Source organism: Streptomyces sp. NPDC048416, assembly GCF_043200435.1.
Taxonomy (GTDB): domain Bacteria; phylum Actinomycetota; class Actinomycetes; order Streptomycetales; family Streptomycetaceae; genus Streptomyces.
The window spans coordinates 158,243-173,575 of sequence record NZ_JBICXU010000011.1 but is presented as its reverse complement, the minus strand read 5'-3'; the positions used below and the strand labels follow the sequence as shown (position 1 = coordinate 173,575).

At 71.7% G+C, this 15,333-nt stretch carries 13 protein-coding genes; 6 read left to right on the top strand and 7 right to left on the bottom strand.

The window, feature by feature from the left end:
* The first annotated feature begins 9 nt into the window (after nucleotides 1-9).
* On the top strand, nucleotides 10-1,398 hold the full coding sequence (locus ACGFW5_RS17070) for a uracil-xanthine permease family protein (protein ID WP_393835018.1): 1,389 nt from the start codon (nucleotides 10-12) through the stop codon (nucleotides 1,396-1,398).
* Between the two features lie 144 nt (nucleotides 1,399-1,542).
* Nucleotides 1,543-2,280 (top strand): DUF5995 family protein, encoded by a 738-nt coding sequence (locus ACGFW5_RS17065; RefSeq protein WP_393835017.1) that lies wholly within the window; start codon nucleotides 1,543-1,545, stop codon nucleotides 2,278-2,280.
* Between the two features lie 5 nt (nucleotides 2,281-2,285).
* On the opposite strand, the gene ACGFW5_RS17060 is transcribed toward ACGFW5_RS17065, so the two are convergent.
* The 4 genes from ACGFW5_RS17060 to ACGFW5_RS17045 all read right to left on the bottom strand — a co-directional run bounded on the left by ACGFW5_RS17060 (nucleotide 2,286) and on the right by ACGFW5_RS17045 (nucleotide 7,233).
* The gene (locus ACGFW5_RS17060) at nucleotides 2,286-3,992 is read right to left on the bottom strand and encodes a flavin monoamine oxidase family protein (protein ID WP_393835016.1); all 1,707 of its coding nucleotides are present in this window, start codon (nucleotides 3,990-3,992) and stop codon (nucleotides 2,286-2,288) included.
* A 64-nt stretch (nucleotides 3,993-4,056) separates the two neighbouring features.
* On the bottom strand, nucleotides 4,057-4,854 hold the full coding sequence (locus ACGFW5_RS17055; RefSeq protein WP_393835015.1) for a carbon-nitrogen hydrolase family protein: 798 nt from the start codon (nucleotides 4,852-4,854) through the stop codon (nucleotides 4,057-4,059).
* Between the two features lie 443 nt (nucleotides 4,855-5,297).
* Nucleotides 5,298-5,753: an Lrp/AsnC family transcriptional regulator gene (locus tag ACGFW5_RS17050; RefSeq protein WP_261714895.1), complete on the bottom strand. Its 456-nt coding sequence runs from the start codon at nucleotides 5,751-5,753 to the stop codon at nucleotides 5,298-5,300.
* Between the two features lie 10 nt (nucleotides 5,754-5,763).
* The gene (locus ACGFW5_RS17045; protein ID WP_393835014.1) at nucleotides 5,764-7,233 is read right to left on the bottom strand and encodes an amino acid permease; all 1,470 of its coding nucleotides are present in this window, start codon (nucleotides 7,231-7,233) and stop codon (nucleotides 5,764-5,766) included.
* Nucleotides 7,234-7,607: 374 nt separating this feature from the next.
* Between ACGFW5_RS17045 and ACGFW5_RS17040 the strand changes: the two genes are divergently transcribed.
* A complete protein-coding gene (locus tag ACGFW5_RS17040) occupies nucleotides 7,608-8,684 on the top strand; it encodes a GDSL-type esterase/lipase family protein (protein WP_393835013.1) in 1,077 nt (358 codons plus the stop codon).
* A gap of 161 nt (nucleotides 8,685-8,845) precedes the next feature.
* Here ACGFW5_RS17040 and ACGFW5_RS17035 read toward each other — a convergent pair whose 3' ends face one another.
* The 3 genes from ACGFW5_RS17035 to ACGFW5_RS17025 all read right to left on the bottom strand — a co-directional run bounded on the left by ACGFW5_RS17035 (nucleotide 8,846) and on the right by ACGFW5_RS17025 (nucleotide 11,186).
* Nucleotides 8,846-10,327 carry a GuaB1 family IMP dehydrogenase-related protein gene (locus ACGFW5_RS17035; RefSeq protein ID WP_393835012.1) on the bottom strand — a complete coding sequence of 494 codons (1,482 nt, stop codon included), beginning with the start codon at nucleotides 10,325-10,327 and terminating at the stop codon, nucleotides 8,846-8,848.
* Between the two features lie 65 nt (nucleotides 10,328-10,392).
* On the bottom strand, nucleotides 10,393-10,761 hold the full coding sequence (locus ACGFW5_RS17030; RefSeq protein WP_393835011.1) for a barstar family protein: 369 nt from the start codon (nucleotides 10,759-10,761) through the stop codon (nucleotides 10,393-10,395).
* Nucleotides 10,758-11,186, bottom strand: coding sequence for a ribonuclease domain-containing protein (locus tag ACGFW5_RS17025; RefSeq protein WP_393835010.1), 429 nt, complete (start codon nucleotides 11,184-11,186; stop codon nucleotides 10,758-10,760). The genes ACGFW5_RS17030 and ACGFW5_RS17025 overlap by 4 nt, the downstream gene beginning before the upstream one ends.
* 71 nt (nucleotides 11,187-11,257) lie before the next feature.
* On the opposite strand from ACGFW5_RS17025, the gene ACGFW5_RS17020 reads away from it, so the two are divergent.
* Genes ACGFW5_RS17020 through ACGFW5_RS17010 form a run of 3 tightly spaced genes read left to right on the top strand, consistent with a single transcriptional unit; the run spans nucleotide 11,258 to nucleotide 15,281 of the window.
* Nucleotides 11,258-12,841, top strand: a complete 1,584-nt coding sequence (locus tag ACGFW5_RS17020; protein WP_393835009.1) for an ATP-dependent DNA ligase — start codon at nucleotides 11,258-11,260, stop codon at nucleotides 12,839-12,841.
* Between the two features lie 4 nt (nucleotides 12,842-12,845).
* Nucleotides 12,846-14,192, top strand: a complete 1,347-nt coding sequence (locus ACGFW5_RS17015) for a glutamine synthetase (RefSeq protein WP_393835008.1) — start codon at nucleotides 12,846-12,848, stop codon at nucleotides 14,190-14,192.
* Complete coding sequence (locus ACGFW5_RS17010; RefSeq protein ID WP_393835007.1) at nucleotides 14,193-15,281, top strand: amidohydrolase family protein; 1,089 nt, start codon at nucleotides 14,193-14,195, stop codon at nucleotides 15,279-15,281.
* Nucleotides 15,282-15,333: the final 52 nt, after the last annotated feature.

Genomic DNA, 15,333 nt, shown 5'->3' with positions numbered 1-15,333 from the left:
GGAGCGACCATGCGCCTCGGCGTGCGCTGGACCCTGCACGGCGACGGGCGGACCCCCGCTCCGGGAGCCGTCGTACGCCCCGACGAACGGCTCTCCTGGCCCCGCACGGTCGGCCTCGGCGCCCAGCACGTGGTGGCCATGTTCGGCGCGTCCTTCGTGTCGCCGGTCCTCATGGGCCTCGACCCCAACCTCGCGATCATGATGTCCGGCATCGCGACGGCGATCTTCCTGCTCGCCACGAAGGGCCGGGTGCCCAGTTACCTCGGCTGCTCGCTCTCCTTCGTCGGTGTCGCCGCGGCGATCCGGGCCACCGGAGGCACCAGCGCCACCGTGACCGGCGCGGTCTTCGTCGTGGGCGTGGTGCTGTTCTTCGCCGGTCTCGCCGTGCAGCGGTTCGGCGCGCGGATCATCCACGCCGCGATGCCTCCGATCGTCACGGGCGCCGTCGTCATGCTGATCGGGTTCAACCTGGCGCCGGTCACCGCCTCCACCTACTGGCCCCAGGACCAGTGGACGGCTCTGCTGGTGATGCTGTTCACCGGCCTGGCCGTGGTGTGCCTGCGCGGTTTCTGGTCCCGCATCGCGATCTTCCTCGGGCTGATCTTCGGATACGGCCTGTCCTGGCTGCTCGACCGCGTCTTCGGGAAGATCCATTCGGTGCACGGCGGCGCGGCGGCGGTGGACCACTGGCGTCTGGACCTCTCGGGTGTGGGCCGGGCCGACTGGATCGGGCTTCCCACCTTCCACGCCCCGAGCTTCGAGTGGTCCGCGATCCTGGTCGCGCTGCCGGTCGTCATCGCCCTGATCGCCGAGAACGCCGGTCATGTGAAGGCCGTCGGCGAGATGACCGGCACCGACCTCGACGACAAGCTCGGCACCGCGATCGCCGCCGACGGCGCCGCCTCCATGCTGTCCACCGCGGTCGGCGGCCCGCCGAACACGACGTACTCCGAGAACATCGGCGTCATGGCCGCCACCCGCGTCTACTCGACCGCCGCCTACTGGGCGGCCGCCGGATTCGCCCTGCTCTTCGGTGTGTGCCCGAAGTTCGGCGCGGTCGTCGCGGCGATCCCGGGCGGCGTGCTGGGCGGCATCACCGTCATCCTGTACGGCATGATCGGCCTGCTCGGCGCGCAGATCTGGATCAACGCCAAGGTCGACCTGCGCAACCCGCTGAACCTGGTGCCGGCCGCGGCGGGCATCATCATCGGCATCGGCAACGTCACGCTGAAGTTCACCGACACCTTCCAGCTCAGCGGTATCGCGCTGGGCACGATCGTGGTGATCACCGGCTATCACGTGCTGCGCGCGCTGGCTCCGGCCCACCTCAAGCAGCAGGAGCCGCTGCTTGATTCCGGTACCTCCTCCTACGAGCAGGCGCAGGAGGAGCAGGCCTAGGCGGCGGGGGCGGCAGTGGCCGCCGGGGGCGTTCATAGCCGCTCGCCGGGGCGGCGGCGCGCTCCACGCCGGTCCATTCATCCGTTCCGGTCATGCCCCCTTCCGGCGGTGCTCGGCGCGGCGGATCGCTGGGACGCTGCCCCCATGACGCAGACCCGATGGACGCCCAGCGCGTGGACGCCGACCCCGGCCGGCGAGCACGTCGGCCGGTTCGGCGGCCCGCTCGATCCCGTGGTGCGGCGCATGCGTGCCTTGCGGGCCGACCTGCCGGCCCGGGACGGCATCGCGGTCTTCAACCGCGTCTATCTGACGGTGACCGAGGAGATCTCCCGGCTCATCGCGCACGGCGGCTTCGCCGATCCTCGCGCCGCGGCCACCCTGGACGTGCTCTTCGCCGGGCGCTACCTCGCGGCGGTGGAGGCCGCCTCGGCCGGGCGGCGCCCGCCGGACTGCTGGCGTCCCCTGTTCCAGTACCGCCGTCACCCCGGCGTACGCCCGCTTCAGTTCGCGCTTGCCGGGATCAACGCGCACATCGGGCACGATCTGACGCTCGCCCTGGTCGACAGCTGCCGGGCCCTCGACTGTGAACCCGCCTTCCTGGAGCGGGACTTCGACCGGGTGGGCGACGCCCTGACGCTGCTTGAGGAGCGGATCAGGGAAGAGCTCATGCCGGGGCCCGATCTGTTCCAGGTGGCCGACCCCATGACGCATCTGCTGGCGTCCTGGAGCCTGGAGCGGGCACGGGACGCCTCGTGGTCGGCCGCCAAGGTCCTGTGGGAGCGTGAACTCCCCTCCCTGGCCGAGGAGTTCACCGAGCGCCTTGACGCGGGCGTGGGCCTGGTGACCCGGTGCCTGCTGACCCCGCTGTCCGCCCGGACCTGACCGGCTCAGTCCTCCGGAAGCTCGACCGGTGCGATCTCGTCGTACAGGTCGCCCGGGCCGGGGTTCGACGCGTCGGTGGTGCCACCGAAGTGGTGCATGACGCCCCACACGGCGTTCAGGGCGGTCTGCACCGCACCCTCGGCCCAGCCCGCCGTCCAGGAGATGTCGTCCCCCGCGAGGAAGATCCCCCGCTTGTCCTCGGGCAGCGAGTCCTGCATGAAGTGCGTGAACAGACGACGCTGGTAGCGGTAGTGCCCCGGCAGGTTCGCCTTGAACGCGCCCATGAAGTACGGCTCGTTCTCCCAGGACACCGTCACCGGGTTGCCGATGATGTGCTTCCTGATGTCGACCTTCGGGTAGATCTCGCCGAGCGACTTGAGCATGACCTCCATGCGCTCGCTCGCCGACAGCGGGAGCCACTTGAGGCTGTCGTCGCACCACGTGTAGGAGAGGCAGATGACGGCGGGCTTGTCCGGGCCGTTGTCGAGCAGGTAGGTGCCGCGCGTCATGCGGTCGGTGAGCGTCATCGACATGACGTCACGGCCGGTCTCGTTGCCTTCGTTGTCGACGGCCTTGTCCAGCCAGAACGGCCGGTCGACCGGCACGAAGAGCTTCGAGGACTCCATGTAGTGGGTCCGCTCGATCGCCGTCCAGTGGTCGATCGGGAAGAGCGAGTCGTCGCACGCGATCTTGGAGAGCAGCATCCAGGACTGCGCGGTGAAGATCGCCGCGCGGAAGGTGCGGATGTCGCCGTCCGCGTCCGTCACGGTGATGCGGTTGCCCGCGGTGCGGTGCAGCCGGGTCACGGCGGGCCTGGGCGCGCCGCCGTGCAGCGAGGAGAGCGAGGTGCCCGGCGCCCAGTGCACCAGCTTGGCCGGCTCGCGCTCCCACAGCCGCAGCGGCAGCTGCTGGGAACCGCCGACGATGCCGCGGTGGAGGTCGTCGGCCTCGGTGTAGACGACGCGCAGGATCTCCAGGATGGAGTTCGGGAAGTCGGTGTCCCAGCCGCCCGTGCCGAAGCCGACCTGGCCGAAGATCTCGCGGTGCCGGAAGGACTTGAAGGCCTCGGAGTCGCAGAGGAAGCCGTAGAAGGTCTGGTTGTCGAACTTCTCGACGAGCTTGGCCCAGATCTCGCGGATGCGCGGGATGTCGCGCTCGCGGATCGCCTGGTTCATGTCGGAGAAGTCGGCGCCCTCTTCGAGGCAGGCGTTCCACGCGTCCATGACCTCGCGGTACACGGCGGGCAGCTCGTCGACCGAGGTCGCGTAGTGGGACTCGCCCTTGAGGTCGACGACCGTGGAGGGGGTGTCCTCCGCGAGCGGGTTGGGGAACGGCTTGGTCTCCAGACCCACCAGGTCGATGTAGTGCTGGAGCGCGGTGGAGCACGGGGGGAACCGCATGGCGCCCATCTCGGCGGTCAGCTCGGGGTCGCAGCCCGGGAAGCCGACGGTGCGCAGCCGGCCACCGATCTGGTCGGCCTCGTACACGACGGGCTTGAGGCCCATCTTCATGAGCTCATACGCGGCGACGATGCCGGAGAGGCCGCCGCCGATGACCGCGACCTCCGCGCCGTGCTCGGTCGCGGGTATCTGGCCGAGCCCGGCCGGGTGCGCGAGGAAGTCGTCGTACGCGTAAGGGAAGTCCGGCCCGAACATCGTGACGGGCGGCTGCTCGTCGATGTGCTGGACGGCGGTGGGCACCGTGGACGTCATGGGGTACGGACTCCTTGCACAGTACGGAAGGTGAGGGGGGTGGGGGCTCGGACGAGGGGGCGACTCAGACGAGCGAGGCGTAGAGGCCGGGGCGGCGGTCACGCAGATACGGGTTGTTCGCGCGCGAGGCGGCCAGGAACTCGGGGTCGACGTCCCCGACGACCAGTTCGGTGCCGCGCCCGGCGCGGGCGCGCGCGACGCCGTCGGGGCCGGCCAGGCAGCTCAGCCCGACGAACTCGAACTCGCCCTCGGGGCCGGTCCGGTTGACGTACGCGACGTACAGCTGGTTCTCGAAGGCGCGCACCGGCACGACGGACTCGGCGACGAACTGGAAGGGGTGCATCTGGGCGGTGGGCACCAGGAGGAGGTCGGTGCCGGCCAGCGCGTGGGCCCGCACGTTCTCGGGGAACTCCACGTCGTAGCAGATCATCATGCCGATCCGGAGGCCGTTCAGCTCGGCCTGGACGACGCTCCGCTCGCCCGGCGTGAACGCCTCCTGCTCGAAGCAGCCGAAGAGATGCGTCTTGCGGTAGTTCGCGAGGCGGGCGCCGTCGGGGCCGATGAGCTGGGCCGCGTTGTAGACGGCGTCGCCGTCGCGCTCGGGGTAGCCGTAGACGACGGCCACGTCGTGGCGCAGGGCGATCTCGGCGATGGCGCGGGCGGAGGGGCCGTCGGCGGCCTCGGCCAGCTTGGCCACGTCGTCGCCGATGGCGTACCCGGTGAGGAACAGCTCGGGGCAGACGATCAGCCCGGCGCCGGTCCCGGCCGCCCGTCCGGCCGCCTCGTCCAGCACCGTCAGGTTCGCGGCGACGTCCGAGAGACGGCCGGAGCTCTGGAGCAGGGCGGTGCGCAACGCGGGCATGGGCAGTCCTCGGGAGGGGCGGAAGTGCGGGGTGGGTTTCACTAGACGGTACGTTCCGCCGTTCGGCGCGGACAAGGCGGCAGCGTTGCGCGTCGCCGCGTGATTCGTTGCGCATGATCGGCTCGTGGCGGCGATTCGTTGCGCCGCGTCGCCACGTGCGGATCGGGCGTGGCCGGTCGCGCAGTTCCCCGCGCCCCTGGCGGCATCGGCACACCCCAGCCCGTCCGGCGATTGAGGACGAGGGCCGTCCTGGCCCGAAACGGGGTCCGGGGCGCAGCCCCAGGCAACCCCGCCTCACGCCTGCGGACCGTGCCCCCGACTCGCGCAGTTCCCCGCGCCCCTGGCGGCATCGGCACACCCCAGCCCGTCCGGCGATTGAGGACGAGGGCCGTCCAGGCCCGAAACGGGGTCCGAGGCGGAGCCCAGCCGCATCGGTGCACCCGTCAGGCGGGGCTGCCTGAGGTGTAGCGGCGGAGCAGGGGGGACAGCACAAGCACGGACTTCGTCCGTTCCACGTACGGCTCGCCTGCGATGCGTTCAAGGACGCGTTCGAAGTGCCGCATGTCGGAGGCGAAGACCTGGACGATCGCGTCCGCCTCACCGGTGACGGTGGAGGCGGACGCGACCTCGGGGTAGCGCTCAAGGCCGCGCCTGATCGCGTCGGGCGAGGTGTTGCGACGGCAGTAGATCTCGATGAAACCCTCGGTCTCCCAGCCCAGCGCCGCCGGGTCCACGCGGACGGTGAACCCGGTGATGGCGCCTTCCGCCCGCAGCCGGTCGACGCGCCGCTTGACGGCCGGCGCGGACAGGCCGATCAGCGAGCCGATGTCGGCGTAGGAGCGGCGGGCGTCTTCGGCGAGCGCGTGGACGATGCGTTCATCGAGGTCATTGAGTCGCACTGCGGGTGGATCACTTCTGTGAGGCGGTGGCCAGCCTGGAACGGCGGTAGCCGTATCCGAAGTAGATCACGAGACCGGCGGCCATCCAGCCTCCGAAGTACTCCCAGGTGATCAGGTCGAGGTTCCACATCAGGTAGGCACAGGTCACGAAGCCGAGCACCGGCACGGTCCAGCCGAGCGGCACCCGGAAGGTGCGCGGCATGTCGGGCCGGGTGTGTCGCAGCACGACGACCGCGATGTTGACGAGTCCGAAGGCGAACAGGGTGCCGATACTGGTGGCGTCGGCGAGCTTGCCGAGCGGCACCGCGGCGGCCAGCACGCCGCAGAAGAGCGACACGGCGACGGTGTTGGCGACGGGGGTTCCGCTGCGCGGGCTGACCCTGGCGAACACCTTGGGGACCAGGCCGTCCCGTGACATCGCGAACAGGATGCGGGTCTGGCCGTAGAGCACGGTCAGGACGACGCTGGCGATGGCGATCACGGCGCAGGCGGCGAGCAGCGTGGCCCAGAAGGAGTGTCCGGTGACGTCCTTCATGATTCCGGCGAGCGCGGCCTCCGAGCCCTCGAACTGCTTCCAGGGGCGGGCGCCGACGGCGACGAACGCGACGAGCACGTACAGCGCGGTGACGATGACCAGCGAGAGCATGATCGCGCGGGGCAGGTCCTTCTTGGGGTTCTTCGCCTCTTCGCCCGCGGTGGAGGCCGCGTCGAAACCGATGTAGGAGAAGAACAGCGTCGAGGCCGCACCGCTGACCCCGGCCTTGCCCAGCGGCATGAAGTCGGAGTAGTTGCCCGACTTGAAGCCCATGAAGCCGATCACGCAGAACAGGACCAGGGCCGCGATCTTCACACCGACCATGATCGTGTTGATGCGGGCGGACTCGCGGGCGCCGCCGAGCAGCAGGCCCATGGCGAGGACCACGACGATCAATGCCGGCAGGTTGAATATCCCGCCGTCGCCGGGCGGGGCGGACAGCGCGTCGGGGATCGTGACGCCGATCGTGCCGTCCAGGAACTCATTGAGGTACTGGCCCCAGCCCACGGCCACGGCGGCCACCGAGACGCCGTACTCCAGGATCAGGCACCAGCCGCAGATCCACGCGACGAGTTCGCCGAGCGTTGCGTAAGCGTACGAATACGAAGAGCCCGCGACCGGGATGGAGCCCGCGAGTTCGGCGTAGGAGAGCGCGGAGAACAGGGCCGTGATGCCGGCCAGCACGAAGGAGATCGTGACGGCGGGTCCGGCCTTGGGAACGGCCTCGCCCAGCACCACGAAAATGCCGGTGCCGAGCGTCGCACCGATGCTGATCATGGTCAGCTGCCACATGCCGAGCGAGCGCCTGAGCGAACCGCCCTCGCCCTGGCCACCCTCTGCGACCAGCGCTTCCACCGGCTTGCGCCGCATCAGACCGCGACCGGGGCGCGGGCCCCCGGCGGCGGGGGCTTCGGTCGAGGGTGGCGCTGCGCCGTGATCCAACACTGAGGTGGCTCCTTATCGCTGCCAATCGGACGGCGGGTGACCGCGACGGTCCGGCCTTCCCCCGCAGGGGGACATTCCGGGCAGCATGGAGCCTTCCGTGGCCGGTTCCGCCGAGCAGGCGGTCCCCGCCACTCCACGTACGGCGAGAACCCTATGGGGTTCTCCTTCCCAGTCGTAATGCAGCAACCTTGCGCATCGGCGGCTGATCATTGCGCGCAAGTGCAGCGGATGCGTCTTTGTTGCACTTCAACGTTCGATCCGTGCGTATACCCTGCTCAGAGCCCTGTTCGCGGCCCTGAGCAGTGGTCCTGGTCACGGGGCCGCCTTGACACGCCGTCAGCCCTGATACAGGGTCGCGCCCCATGGAGCCGCACGTGCCGCACGAGATCGCCGGGCAGCCGGCCACGGGCTGGCTTGACCCGGCGCCTTTCCTGCGCGGGGTGGCCTGGCTCGACGCCGACGGGCAGCCCGTCCGCGCCGATCCCGACGATGTGATGCGGCTGCCGTGGGACACCGGGGAGCGGGCCGCGCTGCCCATCGGCATGCGGATCGAGTTCACCGCGCGGGGCGCACACGCCGTCGAGATCCGTTACCGCGCCCGGGTGCCGGAGCGCGACGCGGCCCTGCACGATCTGGCGCACACCTTCGCGCTCTGGCAGGGCGACCACTGCCTCGCCGAGACCACGGTGGCCCCGCACGAGGAAGGGCGCATACGACTCCAACTGCCGCACTCCCCCGGGCCGTTCACCATCCACCCGCCCGAGACGCAGGCGCCCCGGATCATCGGGGTGCGGGCGGTCGGCGGCACGATCGCGCCGGCCCGGCGCACGGCGCGCTGGCTCGTGCACGGCGACTCCATCACGGAGGGCTGGTGGTCGACGCGGCCCGCACACGCCTGGCCCGCCGTCGCCGGCCGGGCGCTCGGGCTCGACACGGTGAACCTCGGCTACGCGGGCGGCGGACGCGGCGAACTCCCGATCGCCGAACAGCTCGCGCGGCTCCCCGCAGATGTCCTGACCCTCGCCTTCGGCACCAACTGCTGGTCACCGGTGCCGTTTTCGGCCGCCCTGATGCACGAGACGACCCTGGCGTTCGTGCGGCTCCTGCGCCGCGGGCACCGCGAGACCCCGCTGCTCCTGGTCTCCCCGCTGCTGCACCCGGAGGCCGAGCGGACCCCGAACGCGCTGGGCGCGACGCTCGCGGAGCTGCGCACCGCCATGGAGGACGCGGCCCTTGAGCTCGTCTCCGAGGGCGACGGCCACCTCCATCTGCTGCCCGGGCGCGACCTGCTCACCCCGGACCACCTCGCCGACGGCCTGCATCCCACCGACGAGGGCCATGCCGTGCTCGGGGCGGCGGTGGCACGGGCGCTGGCCCCGCACGTGCCGAAGCCCCCACGAGAGGACTCGCGGGGGCTCAGGACCGTACAGCGGGCGGGCGAGTCGCCCTAGGGGGTGTCTGGTGGATCAGGGTCGGTCAGGGTGCGGCGCCTGGTGCGGCGCATCGCAAGGCGCCGGAACGTCGTGATAGCGGAGCTATCGGGGCGTTTCGGCAACGCCGCGAGGTGCCGTGCCAGGCGCCGCACCCCCGGCCATGATCCACCAGACACCCCCTAGCTCCAGCTGTTGTGCAGCGGCTTGCCCTCGGCGTAACCGGCGGCGGACTGGATGCCGACGACGGCCTTCTCCTCGAACTCGGCGAGCGAGGAGGCACCGGCGTAGGTGCAGGACGAGCGGACGCCCGCGATGATCGAGTCGATCAGGTCCTCGACGCCCGGGCGGGCCGGGTCGAGGAACATGCGCGAGGTGGAGATGCCCTCCTCGAACAGGGCCTTGCGGGCGCGGTCGTAGGCCGACTCGTCGCTCGTACGGTTCTTCACCGCGCGGGCCGACGCCATGCCGAAGGACTCCTTGTACAGGTGGCCCTCGGCGGAGGTGTGCAGGTCGCCCGGGGACTCGTAGGTGCCGGCGAACCAGGAGCCGATCATCACGTTGGAGGCGCCGGCCGCGAGCGCCATGGCGACGTCGCGCGGGTGGCGCACCCCGCCGTCGGCCCACACGTGCTTGCCGAACTTCTTGGCCTCGGCGGCGCACTCCAGGACCGCGGAGAACTGCGGGCGGCCGACGCCCGTCATCATGCGGGTGGTGCACATGGCGCCGGGGCCCACACCGACCTTGATGATGTCCGCGCCGGCCTCGATGAGGTCGCGCACGCCCTCGGCGGCGACGATGTTGCCCGCGACGATCGGGACCTGCGGGTCCAGGCCGCGCACGGCCTTGATCGCGGCGATCATCGACTCCTGGTGACCGTGCGCGGTGTCCACGACGATCGTGTCCGCGCCCGCGTCCAGGAGCTGCTTGGCCTTGCCTGCCACGTCGCCGTTGATGCCGACGGCGGCGGCGATGCGCAGCTTGCCCTCGGCGTCGGTGGCCGGGGTGTAGAGCGTCGCGCGCAGGGCGCCCTTGCGGGTCAGGATGCCCGCGAGGCGGCCGTCCTTGTCCACGGCGGGGGCATAGCGGCGGTTGGCGCCGTCCAGCTTGTTGAAGGCTTCGCGGGGGTCGATGTCCGCGTCCAGGAGCAGCAGGTCCTTGGCCATGACCTCGGACAGCTGGGTGAAGCGGTCCACGCCGGTCAGGTCGGCGTCGGTGACGACACCGACGGGCTTCTGGTCGGCGTCGACGACGACGCCCGCGTTGTGCGCCCGCTTGGGCAGCAGGGCCAGCGCGTCGGCGACGGTCTGGGTCGGGGCGAGGACGATCGGGGTGTCGAGCACGTGGTGACGCGTCTTGACCCACGAGATCACCTCGGTGACGACCTCGATCGGGATGTCCTGGGGGATCACGACGATGCCGCCGCGGCGCGCCACGGTCTCGGCCATGCGGCGCCCGGCGATCGCGGTCATGTTGGCGACGACCAGCGGGATGGTGGTGCCCGTGCCGTCGGGGGAGGCCAGGTCGACGCCCTGGCGGGAGCCCACCGCGGAGCGGCTCGGCACCATGAACACATCGTCGTACGTCAGGTCGTACGGCGGCTTGATGTCGTTGAGGAAACGCACGTGCTGAACATCCCAGTCGTTCGAGGTGGCCCCGGGCATTTCAGCCAGGGGAAAAGCACGTAGTTCATTGTCCCATGTTCGTACGATTGCGCTGCCCGGGCCGATCATCCAGGGACGGGGCCCGGGGGCTGGTGCGATCCTCCTAGCGCCAGGTGGATCGCCAAGCTCCCGTACGGTCCCGGCGCCGCCGAGGCGTCCAGAATCTCCAGTGCGGTCGCCCACTCCTCGGGCCGCCGGGCGGCGTACTCCTGCCAGCGGGTGACCACGAGGAGGCGGCCGGGATCGGCCGGGCCCCAGTCGGGGTCGCCCAGGCAGTCGGCGAGGGCGTCCCAGTTCCGGCCGAACCAGTCGGGCAGCCGCAGCGCCGCCGCCGCGCGGTCCATGAAGGCGGCTTTGCCGGTGACCCCGCCGAGGTCGAGGACGTCGACCTGCCATCCGGCGGCGCGGAGCGCGTCGTACGGTTGGGCCGTCATCGCAGCACCGCCTTGAACGTCTTGTAGTGGTCGCCGGTGTAGTAGAACTCGCCGCTCTGCCCGGTGACGAGGCGCCGTGCGCCGCGGTCGCGGGAGTTCGGGGTGTCGACGGTGTACTCGTGGTAGTAGCCGCGCTTGTGCGGGGGCAGCAGCTTCTCGACGTTGCCGAACACCACACCGTCCTTGCTGTACGGGAAGGGGCCGCCCTTGTCGATGAGCGTGAGCGTGCGCCGCGCCTCGGACGGCAGCCGGTCCGCCGCGACCGTCGCCATGCCCTTGGCCCAGCCGGGAGCCGAGGCCGGGGCGGGCGCGGAGGAGCCGGGGCCGTCCGGTTGAGCGCCGCCCTTGCCTGCGCAGCCGACGAGCAGCACGGCGAGGCAGGCCAGCACCGCGGCGAGGACGAGCCGGACACACCTGGTGATCATGTTCCGATGCTCCCATCCGGCGGCGGCGCGAGCGAATGCGTGGGCCGGTGATGTCGGGTCACGATGGAGGCATGCTGCTCGCCGACGTGGCCAGAACCTCGGCCGAAATCGCCGCCACCTCCTCCCGCTCGCGGAAATCCGAGCTGCTGGCCCGGCTGTTCTCGGCCACCGAACCGGACGAGGCGCCGCTGGTGGTGACCTATTTGGCGGGGCGGCTCCCGCAGCGGCGCACCGGGCTCGGCTGGAGCACCCTCAAGGACCGGCCGGCGCCGGCCGCTACGCCCGGCCTGACCGTCCGGGAGGTCGACGAGCGCCTGGACGCCCTCTCGGCCGTGGCCGGGAAGGGCGCACAGGGCGAGCGCAGGCGACTGGTCGGCGAGCTGATGGCGGCGGCCACCCGTCAGGAGCAGGACTTCCTGGTCGCGCTGATCATCGGTGAGGTGCGGCAGGGCGCGCTGGACGCGGCGGCCGTCGAGGGGCTTGCGGCGGCGGCCGGCGCCCCGGCGGCGGACGTGCGGCGCGCGGTGATGCTGGGCGGTTCGCTCGGCACGGTGGCGCAGGCGCTGCTCGCGGGCGATCCGGCCGCGCTCGCCGCGTTCCGGCTCGATGTGGGGCGGCCCGTCCTGCCCATGCTCGCGCACAGCGCGAAGGACGTCGCCGATGCGCTGGACCGGCTCGGCCCCTGCGCCGTCGAGGAAAAGCTCGACGGCATCCGTGCCCAGGTGCACAAGGGCGGGGACGTGGTGCGGGTGTTCACCCGTACCCTGGACGAGATCACCGAGCGGCTGCCCGAAGTGGTGGCCGCGGCACGGGAGTTGGGCGCCGAACGGGCTGTGCTCGACGGGGAGGTGATCGCGCTCGGCCCCGACGGGCGGCCCCGTTCCTTCCAGGACATCGCCGGACGCGTCGGATCCCGCCTCGACGTCGCGGGCGCCCAGGACCGGCTGCCGCTCTCCCCCGTCTTCTTCGACCTGTTGTCGGTGGACGGGCGGGACCTTCTCGATCTGCCGGTGCACGAACGGCAGGCGGAGCTGGCCCGCATCGCCCCCGAGCCCCGGCGCGTACGGCGGTACGTGGTGCGGGATCCGGCGGATCCCCAACAGCGGCGCGGCGCCGAGGAGTTCGCCGCGAAGACGCTGGACATCGGGCACGAGGGCGTGGTCCTCAAGGCGCTCGACTCGACGTACGCCGCGGGCCGGCGCGGCTCGTCGTGGCTGAAGGTCAAGCCCGTGTACACCCTCGATCTGGTGGTCCTCGCGGCCGAGTGGGGCCACGGCCGGCGCACCGGCAAGCTCTCCAACCTGCACCTCGGGGCGCGCCGCGAGGACGGCACGTTCGCCATGCTGGGCAAGACGTTCAAGGGTCTCACCGACGCGCTGCTCGCCTGGCAGACCGAGCGGCTGCGGGAGTTGACGGTGGCCGAGGAGCCGTGGGGTGTGCGGGTGCGGCCGGAACTCGTCGTCGAGGTGGCCTTCGACGGCGTACAAAGATCATCACGCTACCCGGAAGGGGTGACACTGCGCTTCGCACGGGTAGTGCGCTATCGCGAGGACAAGAGGGCCTCGGAAGCGGACACGGTCGCGGCGGTGATCGCTGCCCCGAGTTCTCGGCTCCGGCCGGACGAGGGGGGTCCCGACCGCGACGGGAGGGACTGAACCGGTGGAGCAGGGTCACGATGCGGGGCAGCGGGAGCAGGCACAACGACGGGCGCAGGAAGCCGGACTCGCGGCTGCCCGGCTCACCGCGGAGGGGGTGCGGGCGGTCGCGCTGACCTGGGTGGACGTCGCCGGTCTGACCCGGGTGAAGGTCGTGCCGACCACGCGGCTCGCCGAGGTCGCGGCACGGGGCGTGGGCATGTCGCCGGTCTTCGACGTGTACCTGGTGGACGACTCGGTCACCACCAGCGCGCACATCGGCGGCCCCGACGGCGATCTGCGTCTGATCCCCGACCTCGACCGGCTCACCGTGCTCGCCGCCCAGCCCGGCTGGGCGTGGGCGCCCGCCGACCGTTTCGAGCAGTCCGGGCAGCCGTACACCGCCTGCCAGCGCCGGTTCGCACGCCGGATGACCGAGCGCGCGGCCGAGCGCGGCATCGAGCTGCGGATGGGCTTCGAGACGGAGTGGGTCCTCGACCCGCCGCTTGCGGGACCCGCGTACGGAATGGCGCGGGTCGTCGAGCGTGCGCAGTACGTGGGCGATGTGCTCGGCGCGCTGGAGACGCAGGGCGTGGAGGTGCTGCAGATCCACCCGGAGTACACACCGGGCCAGTTCGAGGTGTCGGTCGCGCCGGCGGATCCGGTGGGCGCGGCGGACCTCGCGGTGCTGGTGCGCGAGACGATCAGGGCGGTGTCGCTCCAGCACGGCCTGACCCCCTGGTTCGGTCCGGTCATCGACCCCGAGGGCGTCGGCAACGGCGGCCATCTCCACCTCAGCCTGTGGCACAAGGGCCGCAATCTGTGCCGGGGCGGTGCGGGGTCCTCGGCGATGACGGCGACCAGCGAGGGCTTCCTCGCCGGGATCCTCGACGCGCTGCCCGCGCTGCTGGCCATCGGCGCCCCGAGCCCCGCGAGCTATCTGCGCCTCGCGCCCTCGCGCTGGGCCGGCGCCTTCCAGTGCTGGGGAGCGGAGAACCGGGAGGCGGCGCTGCGGTTCGTGCCCGGTCCGCCCGGCGCCGAGGACGCGGCGAACGCCGAGGTCAAGTCGTTCGACCCGGCGGCCAACCCCTATCTGGTGACCGGCGCGGTGATCGCCGCGGGGCTCGCCGGGCTCGACGCGGAGCTGCGCCTGCCCGAGCCGGTGGCGGGCGACCCCGTCGACACGGGAGCGCAACGGCTGCCTGCCTCGCTGCCCGAGGCCCTTGAACACTTCACCAAGTCGGCGGTGCTGCGCGAAGCGCTCGGCGACCCGCTCTTCGAAGCGATCGCCGCGGTGCGCCGGGCCGAGACGGAACTTTTTGCCGGCCGTACCCCGCAGGAGATCGCCGAGGCCACCCGCGGGAGGTACTGAGTGCTGCCGCTGGTGGACCACCACTGCCATGGCGTGCTGCGCTCCGATCCGGACGCGGCCGCCTTCGAGGCGTTTTTGACCGAGTCCGACGCGCCGGCCGCGCCCGGCACCAGCTTCTTCGACACCCAGTTGGGCTTCGCGGTGCGCCGCTGGTGCCCGCCGCTGCTCGGCCTCGAACCGCACTGCCCGCCGGAGCGCTATCTGGCGCGCCGGCGCGAACTCGGCGCCGAGGAGGCCAACCGGCTGCTCCTGAGCGCCACCGGCATCGGTACGTATCTGGTGGACACCGGTCTGCCGGGCGATCTGACCGGTCCGGCCGAGCTGGCCCGCCTCGGCGGGGCCCAGGCGCGCGAGATCGTACGCCTGGAACACCTGGCGGAGCGCACCGCCGAGGGGGTGCGGGATCCGGACAAGTTCCTGGCGGTGCTCGCCGATGCCGTCGGCGCGGCGGCGGACACCGCCGCGGGGTTCAAATCGGTCGTCGGGTACCGCTACGGCCTGGACGTCGCCCCCGAGCCGCCGGGTCCGGCGGAACTGCGCGCGGCCACCGCCGACTGGCTGGCCCAAGGGGCGGGGCGGATCACCTCGCCCGTGCTGCTGCGGCATCTGCTCTGGTCGGCGGCCGGGACGGGGCTGCCGCTCCAGATCCACACCGGGTTCGGCGACCCCGACCTCAGGCTGCACCGCTGCGATCCGCTGCTGCTCACCGATTTCATCCGGGCCGTGCGCCCGACCGGCTGCCGGCTGGTCCTGCTGCACGGCTACCCGTACCACCGCAACGCGGGCTATCTGGCGCACGTCCACCCGCATGTGTATGCGGACGTGGGTCTCTCGCTCGGGCACACCGGCGCGCGGGCCGGCGCGGTGCTCGCCGAGTTCCTGGAGCTCGCGCCGTTCGGCAAGCTGCTGTTCTCGACGGACGCGTACGGCCTCGCGGAGCTGTACGTGGTGGGGGCGCGGCTCTACCGGGAGGCCCTTGACCAGCTCCTGAACGGCTGGACCGGGTCCGGGGCGTGGTCGGCCGCCGACGCGGACCGCGTGGCCGCGCTGGTGTCGGCCGGCAACGCCGAGCGGGTGTACGGCACGTGAGGCGCGGGGCGCCGGGGGCTCTTCGCCCTCGGCGCCCCGGGCCCGTCCGGTG